The organism is Pseudoalteromonas sp. SWXJ133 (assembly GCF_015864365.1).
Taxonomy (GTDB): Bacteria; Pseudomonadota; Gammaproteobacteria; order Enterobacterales; family Alteromonadaceae; genus Pseudoalteromonas; species Pseudoalteromonas arctica.
The window spans coordinates 54,606-79,261 of record NZ_JADYXJ010000013.1 but is presented as its reverse complement, the minus strand read 5'-3'; the positions used below and the strand labels follow the sequence as shown (position 1 = coordinate 79,261).

Annotated in this window: 20 protein-coding genes and 1 pseudogene; 12 read left to right on the top strand and 9 right to left on the bottom strand. The window is 37.3% G+C overall.

Features of this window, described 5'->3' with window-relative positions:
• Positions 1 to 27 precede the first annotated feature (27 nt).
• The 5 genes from I6F40_RS11490 (at position 28) to I6F40_RS11470 (ending at position 3,338) form a co-directional block, all read left to right on the top strand.
• Entirely contained in the window at positions 28 to 1,290 is a 1,263-nt protein-coding gene (locus I6F40_RS11490) for an SAM-dependent methyltransferase (protein ID WP_197192948.1), read from the top strand.
• Positions 1,268 to 1,768 carry a DUF2878 domain-containing protein gene (locus I6F40_RS11485; protein WP_197192947.1) on the top strand — a complete coding sequence of 167 codons (501 nt, stop codon included), beginning with the start codon at positions 1,268 to 1,270 and terminating at the stop codon, positions 1,766 to 1,768. The genes I6F40_RS11490 and I6F40_RS11485 overlap by 23 nt, the downstream gene beginning before the upstream one ends.
• A gap of 54 nt (positions 1,769 to 1,822) precedes the next feature.
• The gene (locus tag I6F40_RS11480) at positions 1,823 to 2,311 is read left to right on the top strand and encodes a chalcone isomerase family protein (RefSeq protein WP_010552972.1); all 489 of its coding nucleotides are present in this window, start codon (positions 1,823 to 1,825) and stop codon (positions 2,309 to 2,311) included.
• Position 2,312: 1 nt separating this feature from the next.
• Entirely contained in the window at positions 2,313 to 2,852 is a 540-nt protein-coding gene (locus I6F40_RS11475) for a DUF3833 domain-containing protein (RefSeq protein WP_197192946.1), read from the top strand.
• A 210-nt stretch (positions 2,853 to 3,062) separates the two neighbouring features.
• Positions 3,063 to 3,338 carry an HU family DNA-binding protein gene (locus I6F40_RS11470; RefSeq protein WP_002962474.1) on the top strand — a complete coding sequence of 92 codons (276 nt, stop codon included), beginning with the start codon at positions 3,063 to 3,065 and terminating at the stop codon, positions 3,336 to 3,338.
• 92 nt (positions 3,339 to 3,430) lie between these two features.
• Here the strand turns inward: I6F40_RS11470 and ilvN are convergent, their stop codons facing one another.
• From ilvN to I6F40_RS11430, 8 genes are all read right to left on the bottom strand, one after another.
• On the bottom strand, positions 3,431 to 3,928 hold the full coding sequence (ilvN, locus tag I6F40_RS11465) for an acetolactate synthase small subunit (protein WP_149592936.1): 498 nt from the start codon (positions 3,926 to 3,928) through the stop codon (positions 3,431 to 3,433).
• Positions 3,928 to 5,655 carry an acetolactate synthase 3 large subunit gene (locus I6F40_RS11460; RefSeq protein ID WP_197192945.1) on the bottom strand — a complete coding sequence of 576 codons (1,728 nt, stop codon included), beginning with the start codon at positions 5,653 to 5,655 and terminating at the stop codon, positions 3,928 to 3,930. The genes ilvN and I6F40_RS11460 overlap by 1 nt, the downstream gene beginning before the upstream one ends.
• A gap of 442 nt (positions 5,656 to 6,097) precedes the next feature.
• Positions 6,098 to 7,105, bottom strand: coding sequence for an isocitrate dehydrogenase (locus I6F40_RS11455; protein ID WP_024598103.1), 1,008 nt, complete (start codon positions 7,103 to 7,105; stop codon positions 6,098 to 6,100).
• A gap of 207 nt (positions 7,106 to 7,312) precedes the next feature.
• Positions 7,313 to 9,001 carry a hypothetical protein gene (locus I6F40_RS11450; protein ID WP_197192944.1) on the bottom strand — a complete coding sequence of 563 codons (1,689 nt, stop codon included), beginning with the start codon at positions 8,999 to 9,001 and terminating at the stop codon, positions 7,313 to 7,315.
• 11 nt (positions 9,002 to 9,012) lie between these two features.
• Positions 9,013 to 9,396 (bottom strand): DUF3192 domain-containing protein, encoded by a 384-nt coding sequence (locus tag I6F40_RS11445; protein WP_197192961.1) that lies wholly within the window; start codon positions 9,394 to 9,396, stop codon positions 9,013 to 9,015.
• A gap of 69 nt (positions 9,397 to 9,465) precedes the next feature.
• Positions 9,466 to 10,239, bottom strand: coding sequence for a flap endonuclease Xni (gene xni, locus I6F40_RS11440; protein WP_197192943.1), 774 nt, complete (start codon positions 10,237 to 10,239; stop codon positions 9,466 to 9,468).
• Between the two features lie 10 nt (positions 10,240 to 10,249).
• Positions 10,250 to 11,593 (bottom strand): nucleotide 5'-monophosphate nucleosidase PpnN, encoded by a 1,344-nt coding sequence (ppnN, locus tag I6F40_RS11435; protein ID WP_007580678.1) that lies wholly within the window; start codon positions 11,591 to 11,593, stop codon positions 10,250 to 10,252.
• Between the two features lie 65 nt (positions 11,594 to 11,658).
• Positions 11,659 to 13,194: a GGDEF domain-containing protein gene (locus I6F40_RS11430; RefSeq protein WP_197192942.1), complete on the bottom strand. Its 1,536-nt coding sequence runs from the start codon at positions 13,192 to 13,194 to the stop codon at positions 11,659 to 11,661.
• Between the two features lie 203 nt (positions 13,195 to 13,397).
• On the opposite strand from I6F40_RS11430, the gene I6F40_RS11425 reads away from it, so the two are divergent.
• The 6 genes and pseudogenes from I6F40_RS11425 to gntR all read left to right on the top strand — a co-directional run bounded on the left by I6F40_RS11425 (position 13,398) and on the right by gntR (position 22,510).
• Positions 13,398 to 15,185, top strand: coding sequence for a M61 family metallopeptidase (locus tag I6F40_RS11425; RefSeq protein WP_197192941.1), 1,788 nt, complete (start codon positions 13,398 to 13,400; stop codon positions 15,183 to 15,185).
• Between the two features lie 457 nt (positions 15,186 to 15,642).
• Positions 15,643 to 17,733: a sensor domain-containing protein gene (locus tag I6F40_RS11420; protein WP_197192940.1), complete on the top strand. Its 2,091-nt coding sequence runs from the start codon at positions 15,643 to 15,645 to the stop codon at positions 17,731 to 17,733.
• 23 nt (positions 17,734 to 17,756) lie between these two features.
• Positions 17,757 to 18,077, top strand: a pseudogene (locus tag I6F40_RS11415) (S46 family peptidase); the annotation flags it as partial.
• A gap of 527 nt (positions 18,078 to 18,604) precedes the next feature.
• A complete protein-coding gene (locus I6F40_RS11410) occupies positions 18,605 to 19,672 on the top strand; it encodes a hypothetical protein (protein WP_197192939.1) in 1,068 nt (355 codons plus the stop codon).
• Between the two features lie 330 nt (positions 19,673 to 20,002).
• Positions 20,003 to 21,274, top strand: coding sequence for an O-acetylhomoserine aminocarboxypropyltransferase/cysteine synthase family protein (locus tag I6F40_RS11405; protein ID WP_197192938.1), 1,272 nt, complete (start codon positions 20,003 to 20,005; stop codon positions 21,272 to 21,274).
• Between the two features lie 225 nt (positions 21,275 to 21,499).
• Entirely contained in the window at positions 21,500 to 22,510 is a 1,011-nt protein-coding gene (gntR, locus tag I6F40_RS11400; RefSeq protein ID WP_197192937.1) for a gluconate operon transcriptional repressor GntR, read from the top strand.
• Between the two features lie 93 nt (positions 22,511 to 22,603).
• Here the strand turns inward: gntR and gntU are convergent, their stop codons facing one another.
• Positions 22,604 to 23,947: a gluconate transporter gene (gene gntU / locus I6F40_RS11395; RefSeq protein WP_197192936.1), complete on the bottom strand. Its 1,344-nt coding sequence runs from the start codon at positions 23,945 to 23,947 to the stop codon at positions 22,604 to 22,606.
• A gap of 150 nt (positions 23,948 to 24,097) precedes the next feature.
• Here gntU and I6F40_RS11390 point away from each other — a divergent pair, with 150 nt between their 5' ends.
• Positions 24,098 to 24,631, top strand: a complete 534-nt coding sequence (locus I6F40_RS11390; protein ID WP_197159871.1) for a gluconokinase — start codon at positions 24,098 to 24,100, stop codon at positions 24,629 to 24,631.
• The last annotated feature ends 25 nt before the right edge of the window (positions 24,632 to 24,656 follow it).

Here is a 24,656-nt window from a genome sequence, read left to right as displayed (position 1 = left end):
TAGTCAGGACAATTAATAGGTATTTTAATGGATAAAGTGTCGAGCTTAAATTGCGAACAAAGCACTAGTTGGTTAACTAATATATATAAAAAATTAGTGACTAAAGCCTTTTCGTCAATTGAAACAGGTCAAGTTGTTTTAATTGAAGGAAATGAGCGTACAGTTTTTGGTGATGTATCGTCTGCGTTAAAAGCAACAGTAACAGTTAATGATAAAGCTATGTATAAAGCGTTTGCGTTATCTGGAAGCGTTGGCGCTGGCGAAGCGTATATTTTGGGACATTGGTCTTGTGACAACTTAACTTCATTCATTGAGATATTTGCTATAAATGAAAAGCAACTTGATGAGTTTGAAAAAAAATTCGCATTTTTTAGTAATATCGCACACCGGTTTAATCACATAAAAAACAAAAATTCAGAATCGGGTTCTAAGAAAAATATTGTTGCTCATTACGACTTAGGTAATGATTTGTACGAATCATTTTTAAGTAAAGAAATGCTCTATTCAAGTGCTGTATATCCTACAAAAGAAGCCACACTTGAAGAGGCTCAGCAATACAAGCTTAAACGCATTTGTGAGCAAGTTGAGCTTCAAAAAAATGATTCAGTAATTGAAATTGGTACAGGGTGGGGGGCATTTGCTATATATGCTGCCACACATTACGATTGCCATGTAACAACAACAACCATATCTGATGAGCAACATGATTATGTAGCTAACAAGATTGTTGAACTTGGTCTTGAAAGTAAAATAACATTACTTAAGCTCGATTACAGACTACTAAAAGGTAAATACGACAAGCTTGTTTCTATTGAAATGATAGAAGCGGTTGGTCATGATTATTTGCCTAGCTTTTTCACTCAGTGTGGTGAGCTCCTAAAAGACGATGGCGCCATGCTTATTCAAGCAATTACTATTGGCGATCAGCGTTATAAGCACTACTTAAAAAACTCTGACTTTATCCAGCAGTATATTTTTCCGGGCGGATGTTTGCCATCGCTTAACGAAATGAGTGAGCAGATTAAAAATAATACCGATATGGTTATTCATACTGTTAATGATATTGGCGCTCACTACGCACGAACATTAGCAGATTGGCGAACTCGTTTTATAAAAAGTTGGCCTGATTTAGACCGCTCTAAATTTGATGAACGCTTTTATCGTTTATGGTTATTTTATTTTGCTTATTGTGAAGGTGCGTTTAGAGCCAGAGCAACAAGTACGGTACATTTAATAGCGCGTAAACCTCGTTTTACTAGTGATAACGATGATATTGCGCTCGGTTACTAATTTTGTTTTATTTCAAGCAGTGTGGTTTTTATCATTGCTGCTTGAAGCCAATTCGCTACTTTTTAGTGGCTTGATTATTGTTTTAATGTTTTGTTTGTCAAAGCAGAAAAAACAAGACTCCTTACTATTAATTAAAGCCCTACCTTTAGCACTATTGTTAGAATTTATAGCGGTAAAGTTAGGCTTGTTAGAATTTAAAGTTTATCCCTTCCCTCTATGGCTCGTGTTTTTATGGGCTGCATTACTACTTTCTTTAAATACCTCAATGGTTTTTTTGAGTAAATTAAAGCTTTGGCAGGCCTTTTTGGTATGTATGGCATTTGCGCCAGCAAGTTATTGGGCTGGAGCGCGCTTTGAAGTAATAAGTTTAGATTTACCTTTATGGCAATTCTGGCTCGTTTACGGGGCGCTTTGGTCTACAGTGTTTACTGTTATTCTTTTCATAAACCAAAAAATCAAGTTATTTATCAATCGCTGATCTTCCACAATTTCTATTTCGTAACATTACCCATTGACTCAAAGGGAGCTTATTTTGAAATTTTTACTAAAGGCAGTTACTTTTTATTTGCTTACCACTTCAATTGTTTTAGCTAACACACAATTTAATAAAGTAGGCGAAGCACGAATGGAGTATTTATTTTGGGATGTATATGACGCTGTGCTATTTACCCCTTCAGGTAATTACAGCGCAGGAACACATCCTGTTAAGTTTAAGCTTACCTATTTACGTGACTTTGACGCTAAAGAAATAGTAAAAGCAACAAATGAGCAGTGGGAACATCTTGGAAAAACAGGGCTGGCAGATAAATACGACAGTAAATTGTTGTCTATTTGGCCTGATATAAAAAAGGGTGACTCACTAACATTAGTGACAAATGAGCAAGGTATGAGCACTTTTTATCATAATGATGAAAAAATGGGTGAAATTGATGAACCTCAATTTTCGAGTGACTTTTTAGCTATTTGGCTTGATGAAAAAACCTCTGAACCAAAATTACGAAAGCAATTATTAGGGAATTAATATGAACATATTAAACACGTTAAAAGCAGCTGTTATGAGCCTCTCGGCTCTACTTTTTATTAGCTGTTCGGCACCAAATGTTGAACATTATAAAAATACATCGCCAAATTTCGACTTTAAAACGTTTTTTAGCGGAAATTTGAAAGCCTATGGTGTTGTACAAGACTTTAAAGGCGAATTGACCCGAAAGCTTGTCGTAGATATGAATGCGACTTGGGACGGTAACCAGGGCGTTATTGAAGAAGACTTTGTTTATGATGATGGCGAAACCCAAAAGCGAATCTGGAAAATAACGTTAAATGAAGACAATAGTTTAACGGGGACAGCAGCTGATGTTATAGGTACAGCAAAAGGCAAAAGTGACGGCAGCGTATTTCATTGGAATTATGATGTAGAGCTTCCATACGATGGCAGTACTTTAGAAGTGAATTTTGACGATTGGATGTACCTGGTTACACAATCGCGCTTGATAAACCGCACATCTATTGTTAAGTTTGGAGTCGAGGTCGGGGAAGTGACCTTAGTTATCGAAAAAATATAGCTTATTTACCCAGTTGCTTAACTTGCGCCAAAATTGTACTCAAATTAAGTCTTTGTTAACCCAACACGCTGTATTCTACCGAGAATTATTTAAATTTTACTCATTTTTTAAGAATTTAAGCAAAAAATGCAATTTGCTGTTGCTAACTCTTTAAAAATGCATAAAGATAGGTTTTGCGAAGGCAAAATAATAACGAATAGGAATCTAACAATGAATAAAGCTCAATTAGTTGAAAAAATTGCTACTGATGCAGAAATCTCTAAAGCCGCTGCTACTCGTGCTCTTGACGCGTTTACAGGTGCTGTAACTTCTTCTTTAAAAGAAGGTGATTCAGTAGCATTAGTTGGTTTTGGTACTTTCTCAGTAAAAGAACGTGCAGCTCGCACTGGCCGTAACCCACAAACGGGTGCTGAGATCCAAATCGCAGCGGCAACTATCCCAAGCTTTAAAGCAGGTAAAGGTCTTAAAGACCAAGTAAACCCTTAATAGGTTTAACGAATTAAAATAAAAAAAGAGCTATTTAGCTCTTTTTTTTTATTTTTATTAAAGACACCAATTGATGCCTTTATATTATAAATTTATGCTTTTAAGGCTTTATCGCCTCGGCCAATGCCAACAGCACCAGAACGTACAACTTCAATAATATCGGTTTCATGGCGAAGTGTGTCTAAAAACGATTCTATTTTGTCTGTACTGCTCACTAGTTGCAGGCTATAGCTTTGTCGGCCCATATCTAATATAGCACCTTGAAATACATCAACTACACGCGTAACTGCAGCACGAGTCGTCTCGTCTTTAGCAAATACCTTAACAAGTAATAGTTCACGTTCTATGTGACTCATTTCTGTTAAATCAATAATTTTAAGCACATCTACAAGTTTATTAACCTGTTTAGTAATTTGCTCAACGACTCTGTCATCGCCCATAGTGGTAATAGTAATACGCGACAATGACTGATCGTCAGTTGTGCCAACAGTTAGGCTGTCTATGTTGTATGCGCGTTGTGAAAAAAGCCCAACAATACGCGATAGGGCACCGGGTTCGTTTTCTAGTAAAATAGATAAAATACGACGCATTATGCTTTTACTCCTTTACGTAACCACATCTCATCAATGCCGCCTAACTTAATTTGCATTGGGTATACATGTTCTTTTTCGTCAACGTTGATATCTAAAAATACCAAACGATCGTTAATGCTCATTGCTTTATCTATAGCCGGTTGTAATTCATCTAATGTATTTACTTGTATGCCTACATGCCCGTAGCTTTCAACTAACTTTACAAAATCAGGTAATGAGTCCATGTAAGAGGATGAATGTCGTCCGCCATAAACCATGTCTTGCCATTGGCGTACCATACCTAAAGATCGGTTATTTAGGGATACTACTTTTACCGCTAAGTTATACTGTAAACAGGTAGATAGCTCTTGAATATTCATTTGAATAGAGCCATCACCTGTAATACACACAGACTCTTTATCAGGAAAGGCCAGCTTTACGCCCATTGCTGCAGGTAAGCCAAAACCCATAGTGCCTAGGCCGCCTGAATTTATCCACTGACGAGGATGCTTAAATGGGTAATATTGCGCTGCAAACATTTGGTGCTGACCCACGTCTGAACTTACATAGGCATCGCCATTAGTCGCTCTATAAACAGCTTCAATTACGGCTTGTGGCTTAATTTTGTCGCCATCAGTCGTGTTGTAGCTTAAACATTTTTGTTCACGCCAGCTGATAATTTGACGCCACCAATCCTCTTGGGCGCTGCGATCTATTTTAATTGGGCTTTTATCAATACCCGCTTGTAGTTGTTCTAGTACTGTCGCTAAGCAACCAACAACCGGTATGTGCGCTTTAATTGTTTTTGAAATTGAAGTTGGGTCAACATCAACATGAACAATTGTTGCATTTGGGCAGAATTTTTTTACGTCATTGGTAACTCGATCATCAAAGCGTGCCCCAAGCGCTAAAATCACATCGGCGTTTGCCATTGCTTTGTTAGCCTCAAGCGTACCATGCATGCCTAGCATACCTACAAAGTTTGGATGTACACCTGATATACCGCCAAGCCCCATTAGTGTATTTGTAATGGGGGCATTTAATGATTCAACTAAATGCGTTAATTGCTCTGACGTATTTGAAATAACAATACCACCGCCAGAATAGATAACCAGTTTTTTGGCCTCTAGAATAGTTGTTACCGCTTTACGAATTTGTTTTGAATGCCCTTTAGTATTAGGGCTGTATGTTCTTAGCTCTGTTGTTTTAGGAAATTCGTATTCAAACTTAATAGCAGGGTTAAGCATATCTTTAGGAAGCTCAACTACAACGGGCCCAGGACGACCTGTACTGGCTATGTAAAAGGCTTTAGCTAAGATTGTTGGGATTTCTTTAGCACTTCTACAGTTAAAGCTGTGTTTAACTATAGGGCGAGAACAACCAACAATATCAGTTTCTTGGAATGCATCATCGCCAATTAAGCTTGTAGGCACTTGGCCTGACAATACAACCATAGGAATTGAATCCATATAGGCCGTTGCAATACCTGTTATACAGTTTGTAGCGCCAGGGCCCGAGGTTGCAAGTACAACACCAACGTCTCCAGTAGCACGAGCATAACCATCAGCCATATGTGTGGCAGCTTGTTCATGACGTACTAGTATATGCTCAATATCATCTTGCTGAAAAAGTGCATCATATAAGTCTAAAACCGAACCACCGGGGTAGCCAAATATGTATTTTACCTTTAATTCTTTTAATGCCTGAACTACTAGTTCAGAGCCATTATATTCTTGTTTGCTCATCCTCATTCCTCTGTGCGCTTTTTTTATGCATAAAAAAACCCCCGCGTAGTGCGAGGGTTTTTAAAAAGCAGTATCACCTTTTAATACATCCCCGCTGGGCTTATAACTAAGACCAGTACGAGTACGACTAAAAGGTTTATTTGTGTGTTCATAGTTTTTACTCTACTTAGCAAAACACTGCTTTTAAATTAAAAATTCTGTATAGGTTTATTTTTAAGGGTTTTGAGGCGTCACGTCAACCTTAAAATGCTTTATTTGCATTAAAATTTCATTTTTATCATTTTTTAATGTGAAAGTACCAAAGCTTATAGTTCAGTTTGGCTTAGACTGACAAAATTATGCAGATTGAAGTCGGGTGTATGTGATATGTACAAAAACAAAAAAGCCAGCATATTAAGTTACCCTAATATGCTGGCTTTTGACTTTAACAGTTTACTGTATATTACAGACGGTCAATTACTGATTGAGTGAAATCAGTTGTACCGTGGCTGCCGCCTAAATCACGGGTTGTACGATCACCAGATTTTATTACATCAGCAACAGCACTACGAATACGCTCTGCCGTGTCGCCCATATCTAAATGCTCAAGCATTTGGATAGATGCTAAAATTACAGATGTAGGGTTAGCTAGGTTTTTGCCAGCAATATCTGGTGCACTACCGTGTACAGCTTCAAAAATTGCAGCGTCTTCACCAATGTTAGCACCTGGTGCCATACCTAAGCCACCAACTAAGCCAGCACAAAGGTCAGATAAAATATCACCGAATAAGTTAGTCGTTACTATCACGTCAAACTCTTCAGGTGTCATTACTAGTTTCATACACGTTGCATCAACAATCATTTCATTTGATTCAATTTGTGGGTAACGCTCAGCTACTTCACGTGCTACTTTTAAAAACAAACCAGATGTTGATTTTAAAATGTTAGCTTTATGAACAGCAGTTACTTTTTTACGACCTTCACGTACCGCTAGCTCATATGCAAAAGTTACGATTTTTTCTGCGCCTTCACGCGTAATTATCGATTTTGCTTCTGCTTCATTACCGTCTTCACTTACAATTTGGCCTGCACCTGAGTACATACCTTGCGTGTTTTCACGAATAGTAATGATATCAATATCGTCGTAACGCGCTTTAGTACCAACAAATGATTTAACTGGGCGTACGTTAGCGTATAAACCAAACTGCTTACGAAGCGTTACGTTAATAGATGTAAAACCTTCACCTACAGGCGTAGTTAATGGTCCTTTAAGGGTGATTTTGTTTTTAGCTATTGTATCAACCGTGTCTTGCGGTAATAACTCACCTGTTTTTTCAAGTGCAGCTAGGCCAGCATCAACAAATTCATAATCAAAGTCGCAACCTGCGGCTTTTAATATTTCTAGTGCTGAGTCGATAATGCTCGGACCGATGCCGTCGCCTTTGATCACTGTGATGGTTTGTTTGGCCATTGACTTTTCCTTTAAAGAGTTTGATTTGCACATAAATTATTACTCTGAGAGAGTAACCGCTTGTTAGAAAATTTATGTGAACATGCTTGAAAATTTTAAGGGCGCATTTATACCAGCTTATCACCCATTTTGCTAGTTTATACAAAAAATACTGGGTATACACCAGGGTTATAATGGGTGTAAAGACGTTAAATAGGTTTTCATAAATTAAATACTATCGAATAGCTCAAGAGATTCTAAATTTTGATAAAAATCTGCTGGATTGTGCCAATTGAGTATTTTTAGCTGTTCATTCAACGTTTGCTGCTGCCACGGAGTTAGCGAAAGTCCTGGTTTAAACACATTCTGAGCAACAATCTTAAGTGTGATCCAAAGTTTATGAGAGTCAGTTAAATGTTTTTTAGGTGTTTGCTCTGCGTCTAATAGTGCTGCTGTCCATGGGTTATCACTCAATAAATGAGTAAGCTGTTGTGTTAGTTGCTCGTTGTTAATTGAATTTACCCCAAAAAACGAACAAATAGGCGCACTTAGTGTTTTATTTGGTGTGTCATCAATGAGTGTTTTACGAGAAAGCTGCGTACTACATTGTGTTAATAAAAAATGGGCATAAGCGTATAAAGGTAAAGTGATGTGCTCAAATTGGTCGTGTTTATTTTTGCTCATCAATAAGGCCATTATTTTTACAAATCCATTTAATCTGTTAGCAACATAGACTTGTAAAGGGTGTGGGGTAACATTAACTAATTCTTCAAAAACAACCCGTTGAATTATTGCAGGTGCATTATAGTAGCCGACCATAGATAAACTATGCTTTAAGTCTCTAGCAGCCTGGTGTTCTTTATTATAAGGTTTTACCGCTTCACACAAACTAGCAATCACGTGAGGATGAGCAGCCAACAAACGACTTAATCCTTTATAGCTATATTCGTGTTGCAGCTTAATATTACTTATTAGTTCAAGTAAAGAGTGTGCTTTATCAACGTCAATCGTACTTTTTAATTTTACATGCTCACTGTTAAATACTTTGAAGCTAATTGTTTTATCAGTGCAATGCCATTGTTTTGGACTATCGTTAAGTGTTGCTTTTACTCTATACCAAGCTAATTTATTTGCATTTTCGGTACTAATTAAAACATGCCTTTGCTGTGCATCAGTCGCTAAATAAATCATGGTTTGCTCGGCATATAAAACACGGCTTCCTGGTAATAAGGGCCCTAAATGCGCCACGAGTGATTTAATTAGCTGTAATGCAAACACGTTTGGTGTGCGAATATATAAGTCAGTAAGTGCTTTAAATAAACTAATGTGTTTATTAGCTGTGTTACTAGTAATATTCATACTAATAATATTTGCTAAAGCAATCAGCGTTATGCCTCCATCGTAAAGCATTATTTTAGGGGTGCTTACCAATGCTTGTTTATATTTACTTAACTTAGCTAGTAATTGCGTAACGGGTCTGGCTGAATTGCCACCCGCTAACATCACTTTTGCAGCTAACTGATGACGCATTTGCCAAATTTTTTTATCATAGTCTTGAAAAGGTGTTTGCTCATAGAGCTTGTTTAATTGAGCTCCAACACATAAATGCTCAATGAGTGAAGCTGCTATGTATAGCTCGCTTAGGGCATTGTTATAGTGTTGAGATTTACAAAGTGCAGCGGTTATTACACTCTGACTAACAACTAAGTTGGTGGCATAAGAATAATTAGGATTATAAAGCGTTAAACGAGCTTGTAATGCGAATGGCTGTTCGCTATAGAGCACTCTATATTGCTCAGCTAGCTTACTTGCCATGGGGTATAAGGCTGTCCATTTTTGTTTATTATTGTAATAGCTTAAAAACAGCTGCGTATTATTAAGCAGCTGCTCTAAAGTAGTTGAAACAGCTTCATCCATTAAACCTTCACCTAATTTTGTTCTTGATATTTATTGTATGCACTCGGGCCCCATAAAAACAGCTGCCCATTTTTAAATAATAGCCCAGTACATTCATCCATAGTGGTTATACCGTCAGATGTTATATGCTGTGTACGGTAAAAAACTATCTGGAATACTTGTTCACCATCTCGTTTAGCATAAGTAAGATCGGGACTGCCTAAATAATCGAGAACACTATTTAATGTTGTTGGCTGTTCAAGTGATAATTTTTCTATATAACGTTTATTGAAAGCTTCTCTGTCTTGCCAAATCATGGCCTGAGGATCGTCTTTATAGAAGGTGATCACCAATGCAGCTATCAGCGCATATAGCCCTAAACCTAAAATTAAATATCGGATAAATTTTTTCAATATGGCTTACTCTGACTCCAGTAACTGGTAATAGTATACGTTTTGTAATCTTTAGAGGCTATCAACTTGCGATTAATGAAGCCTTAGCTGCTTTAAACTAAAACCTAAGTTTATATCAGTGCGTAAACTAACTAAGTGTTTTGAAATTACGTACATATCCATATTAGCGGCTAACTTTGTTTTAATGCTCGGGCTTAGGGACTCATCTTCTGCCGCTTGTTCAATTGAATTGTAGTTATTAACGATTTGCTGCGCTGACTTAGTACCTATTCCTTTTACGCCAGGAATATCATTTGTCTTATCACCCGCTAAAGCCCAAAAATCAACAAGCTTATTTTGCTCAACACCAAAGCGCTCTTTTATACTTGTCTCATCAAGGTATAGTTTTTTAAAGTAATCATACACTGTAATATAAGTGCCTATATACGGTAAAAAGCCTTTATCAGTAGAAACAACAGTATTAGCTATTTGATTATTTGATGCCTTAAACGCAAGCGTTGCAATAATGTCATCGGCTTCATCGTTAATAGGCTCAAATACAACAATGCCGGTTTCTTCAATTGCAGTTTTAAAGTGCAATAGAGCGTCTTTTAATACTTGGGGCATTGGCGCGCGCGAGTGTTTGTAGTCTTTATAAAAATGATAACGCCAGCTTTTGTCTCCATCGAACACAGCAATGGCATGGGTTGCATTGCTTGTATCTAAAAGCTTTTTGCACGCATGAGCTACACGTGCACAGCACGTTTGTATCATTTGCTCATCACTGTGATGTTTTTGATTTGCGTCAACGGCGTAAATGCGCCTAATTAAATTAAGCGCATCAATAAGAAGTAAATGGGGTTTCAAACTATAAAACTCATGCTTTTATTTTGTAACACGGAATATATTTGCTGCCAGGGAGTTTCATACGGCCTTGATCAACAAATGCTTGTAATAACGTATCCATATTTTCCATAAGGGCAGGCTCGCCACTTAAAATGTATGGACCGTTTTGCTTAATGGCTTTAACGCCTTCGTCTTTTACATTTCCAGCTACAATACCTGAAAAAGCTCTGCGTAAATTAGCCGCTAATAACTGCTTTGGTTGATCAAGATGTAAATCAAGACTTGCCATATTTTCGTGTGTTGGGGCAAAAGGTTGTTGAAAATCGTTATCGATTTTTAACGTCCAGTTAAAGTAGTAGGCATCGCCTTCACTTTTACGGTAATCACGAACATTGGCCATAGCCGATCTTAGCTTTTGTCCAACTAACTCAGGATTATCAATAATAACTTCAAACTTATCTAATGCTTCTTTACCAAGCGTCATTTCAACAAATTCACACAGCTCTTTAAAGTACGCTTCACTTTCTTTAGGGCCAGTTAAAATCACAGGCAAACATTGTTTGGTGTTATCTGGATGAAGTAATATGCCTAATAAATATAGCAATTCTTCAGCAGTACCTGCGCCACCAGGAAAAATGATAATAGCGTGAGCTGTTCTTATAAAAGCTTCAAGGCGCTTTTCAATGTCAGGTAAAATAACTAATTCGTTAACAATAGGGTTTGGTGGCTCTGCAGCAATAATGCTTGGCTCTGTTAGGCCTAAGTAACGGTTATTGGTATTGCGCTGTTTTGCATGGCCAATAGTGGCACCTTTCATTGGACCTTTCATGGCACCAGGGCCACAACCAGTACAAATATTTAATCCACGTAAGCCAAGCTCGTAACCCACTTGTTTTGTGTATTTATATTCAACTTCGTTTATTGAGTGTCCGCCCCAGCAAACAACCATACTTGGCTCGCTATTAACACGCAAAGCACCGGCATTTCTGAGCATATCGAATACCATATGAGTAATGGCTTTTTGCTCTTTTAAATCTTTTTCGTATTTTTGACAAATAAACAAAATATCGCGAATAACAGAAAATATATGCTCGTGAATTCCGGTAATTATTTCGCCATCAACAAATGCGGTTTCGGGTGGGTTTTCAAGCTCAATTTTAATGCCTCGTTCGCGGCTTACTAAACGAATATCAAAATCTTTGTATTTGTCGTATATATCGCTACTTTCGTCGGTATGGCTACCTACATTAAGCACTGCTAGTACGCAGTTTCTAAATAACTTATAACGCTCACTAGCAGAAGATTGCTCTAATAAATCAACTTCTAATTGCGACAGTAAATCTAAAACCCCAGTTGGGTTTAACTGTATTAACATAGACGTTCTCCTTACTGCTAAATCGTAAAAAACTACTTGTCATAAAATTTATAATGGCTATGACATTATTTACTGGTACAAAGTCTATCTCGTCCCGAGTTTTTGGCCTTATAAAGAGCGTCATCGGCTCTATCGAATGCTATGAGCGGGGTATCGCCTTTTTTAAATTGAGTTGCACCAACTGAAATAGTGATTTCAATTTGTTTATCTCGGAATTTGAAGGGTATACTTTTAATTGCTTCTCTTACTTTATCCAAGGGTAAGGTTGCGTTTTCTAGCGACACCCCAGGCATTAAAAGTACAAATTCTTCACCGCCATAACGCGCTATAAAATCAGATTTCCTGACTGATTTTTGCAATGCTTTTGATATAACCTGAAGAGTTATGTCGCCAGCTGTATGGCCAAATCTATCATTTATAGATTTAAAGTGGTCAACATCAATAACTGCAAGCGTAACATCTGATGGCTGCACATTAAACAAATGCATTTCGTGATTGTAACGTTCATCAAATGCAGCTCGGTTAGGCAGTTTTGTAAGCCCATCAAGTAAACTTTTAAAGCGCTGTTCGTTTAAACGTTTTTTATAGGTTGTTAATTTTTCTTCTAAAGTAACAATTCGTTTATTTATTTCACCAAAGCTAGTGCTAAGCATTTTTCTATCTTTTTGCTCTAGCTTCTCTTTTACTAGAAAGTCTTCGCTTAGTGATTTTAATTCGTTATCCACGAGTTCTTTTAAAGATGAAATTGATGTTGCTTTTTGCGTTTGTTTGTTGAGGTTTTTAATTTTTAGTTCAATGCTTTTATTTAACGAATCAAATTCAATACTCATCGACTCAGAGTGTCTGCTAGTAGAGACAATGGAATTATGTAAGTCCTCGAGGGTTTGATTCAATGAAACTAAAAAGCTTTGCGCCGATTTACGCTCTTTACTGATGTTTTTTACTACGACTTCAATTATGTTGATCGCGACGTCGAGTAACGCATCGACTGTGTCGCTTTCAGTAATGTTATTTTTTATATTATTAATTTGCAGTGTAGCTTCTTCTTCAAGAACAAGTTCATTAGCTAGCTCAAGCAGCTTCTTTGCATGAGTTTGTTTCGCTCGGCGTTTCTTATCAACCTCAGGGTCTTGTTTAGTTATTAAAGCCTGATGATAAAAAGTAATAAGTTGATCAAGAAGTGGGATATAGCCATGAGTTGACTGGACATTATTAATTTCGTTATCAATTAAGTTTCTTAGTGTTCTGCGAGTATCGTCAGGTAAACCTTTGGTTTTTTGTAATTTCTTGCCTGCATTTTGTACACTGTTGAACAGATCTCGTTGCTGAGTTTGTTGAGTCGACTCTTGATTTTTAAGTAGCGTTAAAATTTCACTAATAAGCGGAGAGAGGTGTTCAAAGCTTACACCCTTATTTAGCGCACTTCTAAATTTTGCAAGGCGGTTATCTAATTCAGTATCGAGCCCTTTACAGCTCAACGATAATTTTGCCGTAAAATCACACAGGATATCTACTTGATGTTTACGTGCACTTTCAACAGCCATACGAGCATCAATTGCTTGTTTGAGTTTTTTTTCTGTTGCATTAGAACTTTCGGACACCTAAGCATACCGCCATAAAATTAATTTTATTATCTTTAGTTTACAACAAATTTTTGTTAAGTGTAGTAATCCAGTAAAAAACTTAAAAATTTTAATGCTCTAGAACACATAAACTTGTATATGAGGTAATTTATCGTATTTAATTCGCTTTTAGGTAGGGGCTTGTTAGTCTTGTGGCAATTAAGTTTCCACTAAGAGTCTCTATGAAAAAGTTATTAGTCCTTTCTATTCTAGCTGCATGCTCAGCGCCTGTATTTGCCGACGTAAATTATTCTTTAGAAATCTCGCAACCACAACATCATTTAGGTGATGTAAGTGTAGAGTTTCCAAAAACAGCGCAAGCACATCTTGATATAAAACTTCCAGCTTGGCGAACAGGTCGCTATGAAATGCTGAACCTTGCCAATGGCGTTCGTTATTTCAAAGCTAAAGATGAAGCCGGCAAAGAGTTAAAGTGGGAAAAAATTGACCATAGCACATGGCGTATACACCTCAATGAGCCAACAGAAGTTAATGTTGACTATCAAGTGTATGCAAACGAACTTGGTAAGCGCGCTCGCCACATTGACGACAGTCATGCATTTATAGATGCGTCAGGCTTTTTTATGTTTAGCGAGTCATTTCGCCAAGAGCCAGTAACCGTTAATTTAGACGTGCCTAAAAAGTGGCGCTCTGTGTCGGGTATGGACAATTTAAAAGGTAAAAATTCATTTAAAGCAGCCGACTACGACGTGCTTGTTGATTCACCAATCGAAACGGGCATTAACCAACTACACACATTCGAAGTAGATGGCCGTGAATATGATTTAGTTATATGGGGCGAGGGTAACTACGACGTAGAGCAAATGCTTACCGATCTTAAAAAATTAGTTGCTACTGGCAATGTAATTTGGGATGGCTATCCGTATGAACGTTATGTATTTATGGTTCATGCTACATCGGGAGCGGGTGGTGCTACAGAGCATTTAAACTCAACGATTATACAACGTCCACGAGACCGATTTGGTAGCCGCGAAGATTACCTAGCCTTTATAAGTACCGCTGCGCATGAGTTTGTTCATACGTGGAATGTCAAAGCATATCGGCCACAGGGTTTAGTGCCTTACGATTACACAAACATGAACTACTCAAAACTACTGTGGATCGCTGAAGGTTCAACAAGTTATTTTGAAGACCATTTGATGGTTCGCTCTGGTATTGAAACCACAGATGAATTTTTTAAAGTGATGAGCAAAACCATTAATAGCCATTTACAAACACCGGGTCGTGAAGTGCAAAGCGCAAGCGAAACAAGCTTTGATAAATGGATTAACCAAGGTGGCGATCATGCACGTAACTACAGCACCAACATTTACTCAGAGGGCTCGTTACTCTCTTTAGCTTTAGATATCGACCTACTTGAAAAAAGCCAAGGTAAAATAAGCTATCGCGACGTTCACAAAGCACTTTATAACAATTATAAAATGCCAGCTGGTTTTACAGACGTAGACGTGCTTAATATCTTAAAAGATTTAACAGGACGTGATTACTCGAGCTGGTGGCAAGACAATGTAGAGTCGCCTGCCAGTATCAACTTTGATGACTTACTTTCAAAAGTAGGCTTGAAATTTGAGCGGCCTGAAAAAGCAAAAGCGCTTGCAAGTATTGACGCTACTGCTAAAAACACGGGCGAGTTACTTACGCTAAGTTACGTTCGCCGTGATGGTAGTGCATGGAAAGCCGGTTTAACTACCGATGATAAAATTGTCGCAATAAACAAGCATCACGTAGGTAAAGATTTAAAAACCAGCTTAGAAACGTTTAAAAAAGGTGATAAAGTAACCATTGACTATCTTCGTCGCGATGCTCTTGAAAGCTTAACATTAGTATTATCAGAAGATTTTGATAAACCTAAAAAAGTAGTTATCAATAAAGACGCAACACATGAGCAAAAAGCGCTATTTAAAGCGTGGATAGGCGTAGAGCATCCAAATGATATAATTAGCAAATAACTATAATACTTATATTGTTATGTTGATTTCATAACGTGATTCACAGTATTACAGTGTGGATCACGTTATGTGTTGGTGTAGTTTTAGTTTCATATATAAAGATAAGTAAATCTTGAATTTTAGTGTATTGAAATTAGGTATGTTAAAAAAATGAAATAATGTTAACAGAGGAAAGTTGTCATGTTCTTTGCACTGAGTTTATCAAAAGTAATTTCAAGACTAAATTAGTACCATAAAATAATAGAGTGAGCTATTAGGCCTGATAATTCAGAGCATACAGCTACATTTTGACTCAAACAGAATCTGTTTAGATAAAGTTGCTGTATTAAAAACAAACGATCATCTTGTTTTATTGCTAAAATCAAACTAATTACTAATTTAAGCGCATTTTTTAGAGAAAAATTAGTCATTAAATACTATTATTATTAGTAAGTTCTTCTTGATCCCTGTCATCGAAATGAAAATAGATAAAGTTGTAAATGCGCTAACTCATCAATTTGTTACAAATGACCCCCTCCATCAATTATTTGATGCGGTTAATGCTATTTCTGTGCAAGGGTATGACGAACAACGACGTGTAATTTATTGGAATAAAGGTAGTGAGTATCTTTATGGCTATAGTGCACAGGAAGCTTCTGGACAAAAACTTGAAGATTTAATTATTCCTCCCCCAATGCAAGATGCGGTTGTATCTGCTCATACAAATTGGCTTAATAATGATGAAGAAATCCCTGCAGCGGAGCTTATTCTGCAGCGTAAAAATGGCGCGCAGGTGTGTGTTTTTTCAAGTCATGTAATGTTTATAAATCAATATAATATTAAACAAATGTATTGCATAGATATTGATTTAACCGATGTAAAAAAGGCCCAAGGGCAGGCTGTCTTCAAAGAAAAAATGCTCGAAACCATATTCGAAGCAATTCCTGATTTATTTTTCTTAATGCAAGAAGATGGCACCATAGTTGACTACCACGCCAGCAATGAGAATAACCTATATGTTAATCCAGATGAATTTATTGGTAAAAGAATGTTTGCAGTATTACCTGATGAAATTGCGATTAAATTTCAGGTTAATATTGCCCTAGCACTAAAACAAAAAGTAATGGTTAGCTTTGAATATGAACTAAAACTGCCTAAAGGCACCGTATATTTTGAAGCTCGTATAAATCATGTACCTCAATATGAGCAAGTTATGGTTATTGTACGTGATATTACTGAACAACATAAATCAGATGAACTGATACGCCATCAAGCCTATTTTGATAGCTTAACATCACTTCCTAATCGTTTTTTAGCTTTAGATAAGTTATCTGAAATTTTGAAAAGTGCAAATGAACATAAAGTTAATGCCGCTGTATGTTTTCTTGATTTAGATGATTTTAAAAAAATAAACGATTCACTTGGGCACGAAGTTGGCGATAAACTATTAATTGAAGCAGCTGCAAGGCTTCAGGGAACTATCAGTGATAGCGGTATGGTAGGAAGACTAGGAGGCGATGAGTTTATTGTATTATTACCAAACTTAACCTGTGCAAAAAGTGCGCTAGCTATAATTGATAAATTACTTAAAAACTTTAGAGAACCATTTAAAATAGAAGGCCGCGAATTAATGGTTACGTTGAGTGCTGGCATTGCTATGTATCCTGAAAACGGCAGTTCAGCTTCGGATTTACTACGTAATGCAGATACCGCAATGTATCAAGCTAAAGCATTCGGCCGAAATACTTATTCTTTTTTTGCAAAACAAATGAACGTAGTTATCCAACGGCGTTTAGCAATTGAAGAGCAAATGAGTTCAGCGCTTGAACGCAATGAGTTCGAATTATTCTATCAACCCCAATTTGATGTTAAAAATAAACATATTATTGGCGCAGAAGCTTTATTAAGGTGGCATAACCCCGTATTAGGCAACGTAACACCAGATGAATTTATACCTATTGCTGAAAATACTGGGTTAATAGTGCCTATTGGCAAGTTTGTGATTAGCCAAGCATTACACTTCTTAAATGAGTGGCAAGGTAGTTGTAAACACGAGCAAAAATATACAATGGCAGTCAATTTATCTCCTCGTCAGTTTAGAGATGAGGAATTACTTCGTTTTATTCAAAACTCACTGATCGACGCTGATGTAAATCCCGAAAGTTTAGAATTTGAAATTACGGAGGGAGTATTGATGAGTTGTCATACTAATGTTGTTGATATATTGACTGAAATCACTGCATTAGGCATTAACTTATCACTGGATGACTTTGGTACTGGTTATTCATCATTGAGTTATTTGAGAGAGTACCCTTTTAATGTACTCAAAATAGATAGAAGTTTTATTGATGGCATCGTATTAAATAAAGAAGATTTTAACCTCGTAAGAGCAATAATTGCTATGTCGCACAGTTTAGGACTGACAGTTGTAGCCGAAGGTGTAGAAACAAAAGAGCAGCATACTTTATTAAAACAGTTGGGCTGTGATTTTATGCAAGGTTTTTACTTTAGCAAACCAATACCAGCAAAACAGTTTCTTGATTTTTCGATGAATTTTGATAAAAAGTAAGATTAAATACTCGATTGTAACAATTCACTGCACCTAAAAAGTTACAAGAGCAAATTAAAGCCAAGCTTTACGATGATTACACGGGGGGCATGAATACAGTACCAGTAAACTTTTTATCAAATGTAGACACTACCGGTGGTAACTCAGGTTCGCCAACACTTAACGGTAAAGCAGAGCTTGTAGGCTTACTGTTCGACGGTGTTTACGAAAGTATTATTGGTGATTGGGATTACAACCCTGAGCTTAATCGCTCTATCCACGTTGATTCACGCTACATGCTGTGGGTAATGGATAAAGTAGATAATGCACAAAACTTGTTAGACGAAATGACAATCGTAAAATAAGTAATTAGTGAAATAAGAGAAGGGCGCTTACCATGAAGGAAGCGCCTTTTTTGTTGGGAGTTAACCGTTAATTGTTTTTCTTGTGTAGGCGGGAGTTTACCTCGCGCGCAGTAAGGTGAAAACGCGGCATAAAGCCGCGCCTACAAATATAACCCCAATCCCGTAATCGCGAGCTTACCTCGCGCGCAGTAAGGTGAAAAACCAAAAACATGGCATAAAGCCGCGCCTACAAATATAACACGAATCCCGTAGTCGCGAGTTTACCTCGCGCGCAGTAAGGTGAAAAACCAAAATTATTTAGATGGGTGTCATTCTAATTCTTTTTATTAAGAACGGTATCATCCTAATTTCCCATGATATTATTGAAGGTGTATTGAGTACGACTTTAAAAGTAAGTACTATAAAATGACTAGTGTCAATAGTGTTTACTTTGGCTTTATTATTGAGACTAAATATATTGAATCCGCAAGGTTTACAGTACTTGATTATTTAGAACGAGTACTTCAAAGGACTAAGGTGTAAAAGGTATGACTGTTGAATTCAAAGAAATGGAAAAAGGAATTTGCCTATTTGTGGATGGTACTGAAGTAACACATTATATTAGAGAGGTGCCCGCATCCCATATTATTGGTGATGTTAGTTATGTTTTATATAATGATTTTGAACTTGAGAACGATGAAATAGACGATCTTTTAAATTTATCTTTATCTGAAATTCCAGCATGTTTTGATTTTCATAAAGAAGATTATAAAACAATAAATGGGGCTTCAATTGCTATTTCAATAGACTGTTCCCAAATATCACTGGAGGTCGAGCATGATCTAGAAAAGTGGGCAAATAGTTACAGTTTTATTGAATTCAATACATACTTTACAAAGCTTTTAACAGATGGCCCTTTTAATTCAGAATTCATTTACAGTGTTAAACTATATTTAGACTCTTATAAAATTGAAAATCAAAGCATACTCCCTGAATTAACCGAAGCTTATAGTTATTTAAAAAAATGTTATTTAGAAGCAGAAAAGATCTTAATTGAACAAACCAGAGATGATGTATTCATCAAGGTTTTTGAATTTCCTCCGGAATATAAAAACATCTGTTCACAGTATCTAATATGGTTTGGTGAGTTTCTACAGAACTTAGGAATAGATGCTACTGTATCAACAAACCAAAGCAAAAACCAAACTCAGCTTATAGTATCTCCAGACGAATGTCCTGAATTGCTCACGGAAATAGAAAAGCTATTTTATCAATATCTATCACTTCCATACTCAGAGTTATTACCGCCAGAGTCAAACTTAACCCCGCAAGAATTACATGTTTATCATGTAGTAAAGATGCAAGTACAACACCTAGAAACACAAATACAAATGAAAGACTCTGTGATCGCAAGTTATCAAGCAACAAACAGAAGCTTAATAAATGAAATTAGCGAAAAAGATTCAGAACTTATGCTTATCAATAGCCTGAAGGAAGAAGGTAAATTCGAGGTTTTAGGTGGCATTTTAAAAGTAAATAAAGTTCAAAAAATAGGTAAAAATGATAATGCTTCAATTGATCTTTCTAAGATATTTAAGCTGTTCAATAAAAAATAAATCAAAGGGTCGTTTAAACGACGAGTTAAATAGTATTTATTTCCTACTTATAAATAATAAGAGAATGTATAACAATGGCAAAAAAACGAACGTAATATTTGATTTTTAGATCTCAATCTAATAACTAAAACAACAAGCTCAGCATTAGCGGTTTAAGTAATCAATTATCTATTAATATAATAAACAAAGGGCTCAAATCTTGATTTCATACATCTTGGCCGCTTGCCCTTAACTTAAATCAAAGCACCTCAACACCCTTTAATATATTTCATGTGCATTTTATAACCAAGAAGTGCTAGCTTAGTGGTAAATTAATTGAAGGAAATAATTATGAAATTAGAGTCATTAGCACTGCACCACGGTTACGAATCTGAGCCTACGACCAAATCGGCTGCTGTGCCTATCTATCACACTTCTTCTTATACATTTGATAATACGCAGCATGGCGCTGATTTATTCGATTTAAAAGTACCTGGAAATATTTACACCCGCATAATGAACCCAACCAATGCCGTACTTGAACAACGTATTGCCGCGATGGAAGGGGGTATTGGTGGGCTGGCTGTTGCCTCTGGGATGGCCGCTATTACGTATGCTATTCAATGCTTGTGCGAAGTAGGCACTAATATTGTGAGTACCAGCCAAGTGTATGGTGGCACGTATAACTTATTTGCTCATACACTACCTAGGCAAGGTATTGAAGCGCGCATGATTAAAGCTGATGACTTTACAGCATTCGAGAATGCCATTGACGACAACACCCGCGCCGTTTTTTGTGAGTCTATTGGTAATCCGGCAGGTAATATTGTTGATATTGAACGTTTAGCAAGTATTGCACATAGCAAAGGTGTGCCGCTTATTGTTGATAATACCGTGGCTACGCCGTATTTATGCCGCCCATTTGAGCTGGGCGCCGATATAGTGGTTCACTCACTTACAAAGTATATAAACGGGCACGGTACTGCTATTGGCGGCATGATTGTCGACTCAGGTAAATTTGATTGGAAAGCGAATGCTACGCGTTTTGCAATGATGAACGAGCCCGATCCGTCGTATCACAATGTGGTTTATACCGAAGCTTTTGCTGAAGCTGCATTTATCGGTCGCTGCAGAGTAGTGCCACTTAGAAATACCGGCGCAGCGCTTGCCCCTAAAAACGCATCTGACATTTTAATCGGCCTTGAAACCTTAGGCTTAAGAATGGATCGCCACTGCGAAAATGCACAGCACTTGGCTGAGTATTTAGAAAATCATCCAAAAGTGCTTTGGGTTAATTACGCAGGGCTTGAATCAAGCCCGTATAACGAAATGAGTCAAAAAATCACCAGTGGTAAAGCATCGGGTATTTTAAGCTTTGGTATTGCTGGTGGCCTAGAAGCAGGTACTCGTTTTATTGATGCGCTAAACATGATTTTACGCTTAGTTAATATTGGCGATGCTAAGTCGCTTGCGTGTCATCCTGCGTCAACTACACACCGCCAATTAAATGATGAAGAGCTTGCTAATGCGGGCGTAAGCCGCGATTTAATTCGTTTGTCGGTCGGTATTGAAAACATTGTAGATATAATGGCAGATGTAAGCCAAGCGCTCGATAAAGCTTAAAATTACATTAATTAGAAATGCTTGTTCAGCTTTACTGTAAATACAGTATCGTTTGCTAAAAAGGTTTAGGTTTTCTAAACCTTTTTAGCCATTCATTTAGCAACAGTTTAAATACAGGCGGTAGGCTAAATATTTATTACTTTAACCCAAATAAAAAGGGCTAAAAGTAGTGATTTTTCACAATAGTTGGTATGTTACAAGTAACATTTTATTTAATTGTGTGTGATGAAAAAAAACAAACGTTCTTCTCTTCAAGATATTGCCGATGCGGTTAGTGTAACCAAAATGACGGTGAGTCGTTATTTACGTAATCCCGAAAAAGTATCAGAGTCTACTCGCACTAAAATTAGTGCAGCTATTGATACGCTAGGCTACATTGCAAATAAAGCCCCTGATTTACTCTCTAATGCTAAAAGCTACTCTATTGGTGTACTCGTTCCATCGTTAACGAACCACGTATTTGCTCAAGTTATAAAAGGCATTGAAGATGTAACAGGGCCTGCAGGATACCAAACAATGTTGGCCCATTATGGTTACAACCCTGAAATTGAAGAAAAACGGGTTGAGTATTTATTGTCGTACCACGTTGATGGTTTAATTTTATCAGAAACCACACACACAGACAGAACGCTAAAAATGATTGAAATGTCAGGCGTACCTGTGATTGAAATAATGGATACTCATCACTCTCCTATGCAGCAAGCGGTTGGTTTTGATAATGTTAAAGCCGCTTTTGATATGACGACGGCACTTTTAAATAAAGGCTATCGCAATATTGTTTATATAGGTGCAAGGCTCGATGTACGAACACGCCTAAAATTTCAAGGTTATTCAGATGCTATATTAGCTAAAGGCTTTACGCCTAAAAGTGTGATGACTGATCAAGCTTCATCTTACAGTTTAGGCGCTGAACTTTTACAAAAAGCGCGTACTGACTACCCAAATACTGACTGTTTGTTTTGTACTAATGATGATTTAGCAATTGGGGCTATTTTTGAGTGCCAGCGAAACAATATTTTAGTGCCTAGCCAAATGGGGATTGTGGGTTTTCATGGCCATGATATTGGCCAAGCAATGGTGCCTCAATTAGCAAGTGTAATCACCCCCCGTTATCAGATAGGTAATGTTGCGGGAAGAGAGTTGTTGAGCCGGATTAATTCCGATTTGGATACGAGCATGAATTATGAGCAAGTAATTGATACTGGTTATATAGTTCATCTAGGTGAAAGTGTTTAAATCCTCTAATTATATGAGCCTAATTACCTGAGCCTAAATAACAAAAGGCTCAGGTAATTTTTATATGTGATGATAACTCTACATACTGTAATTTTACAAAAACAGAGAAATAATCATAGCGACAAGTGCGCCAACAGACCCAATAATGGTTTCCATTACTGTCCATGTTTTAAGAGTTTGCATTTCGCTCAAACCGAGATAGCGACTTGCTAACCAAAATCCTGAGTCGTTTACATGGGAGAGCACAATAGAGCCCCCACCAATAGCGATAGTGACAGCGGCAAGCTGCGCTCCATCAAGGCCTAAAGGCTGAAGCATTGGAATAATTAAGCCACACGCTGTAAGCATAGCTACTGTCGCAGAGCCTTGAATGACCCGCACAGCGGCTGATAATACAAAAGCGAGTATTACAATCGGTAAGCCTGAGCCAGCTAAGTAATTACCCAGTGCCGTACCTACTCCTGAATCAACTAATACTTGTTTAAATACCCCACCGGCACCAGTGACAAGAATAATAATTCCCGCAGGTTGTAAGGCACTACCACAAATTTCCATGATTCTAGCATTAGGGACACCGCGCCTTGCGCCGAGCAAATAAAATGCCATTAGGCAGGCAACTAAAATTGCAGTAAATGGATGACCTATAAAGGCTAACCAATTATATAAATCAGAGTCTTTTTCAACAAAGCGACTACCAATAGTATTTAAACTAATCATAATTAATGGCAGAGCAATTAAACCTAATGCTAATCCAAAACTAGGCGTCCCTTTACCAACTCTTTGGTTATCGTCGATTTGTTCGTGCTGTGGGAGTTCTACATGAATAGATTTAGAAATAATAGAGCCCCAAATTGGACCTCCTATAATCATTGCCGGTATGGCAGCAATAAGGCCAAATAAAATCATATAACCATAGTCAGCGCCTAATTGAGAGGCAACCAAAATAGGCCCTGGCGCAGGAATAAGAAACGCCTGACAAGACGCTATCCCAGCAAGTAGCCCAATACCAATTTTAACAACGCTGCCACCGCCTTTTCGTACCACAGCAAAAACAATACCGATTAAAAGTACAACGGCCACATCAAAAAAGAGGGGGAGGGCACAAATAAAGCCCGTAAAGGTAAGCGCCCAATTAGCGTTTTTTTCTCCAAAACGGTGTAAAAGTGTGTGGGCAATACGATCCAGCGCGCCGGTTTCTTCCATTACTTTGCCAAACATGGCGCCTAAAGCGACCACCACCGCTACAAAGCCTAGCGTTCCAGCCATTCCCTTTTGAATTGTAGCGGCAATTATTTCAGGGCTCATTCCTGAGAATAATCCTGCAATCATAGAAACAAGGATTAAAGAGACGACAGCATGTAGTCGTACTTTCATTACTAAGAAAAGCAATAAAAATATGGAGCCTGCCGCTGTTAGTATTAATGATAAATCTGACATTTTTCCCTACTTATATTCAGTGTGAATTATGATGTTTAGTGTGTGTTTAACTTCACTTTCGCATTTGTTACGGGTAACATGTTACCCGTAACTCAATATAATATATACATTGAAAATAATTAATTATTAAATTAAGGCGAGGGTAAATACATGAGTAACACAAATGTAGGTCGTGTTTATATTGTAATGGGGGTTTCAAGCACAGGGAAGTCAAGTGTGGGTGATGCATTAGCAAAGCGCATTGGCGCTAAATTTATCGACGGAGACGACTTACATCCCAAGGCTAATATATTAAAAATGTCATCTGGGCAGCCTTTAAATGATGCTGATCGTGTGCCTTGGCTAGAAAGAATACGTGATGCTGCATTTAGCATTGAAAAGAAAAATGAAATTGCGGTAATAGTCTGCTCTGCATTAAAAAAGAAATACCGAGAACAAATATGTGACGGAAATATAGGTATTACCTTTTTACATCTTTATGGTGATTTTGAACTGGTTAAAAGCCGTATGCAGGACAGAAAAGGGCATTTTATGCCTGTTGATTTACTCAAAAGCCAATTTGAAGCGCTAGAAGTACCAAAAGAAGATGAGCCCAATGTTATAAATATAGATATTAATAACTCATTCGAGCTAGTAGTCGAAAGCTGTATTAGCGCAACTAAAATGAATAGCCACAACAAGTAAAAAGCTTTTAGTTAATCAGTTAACT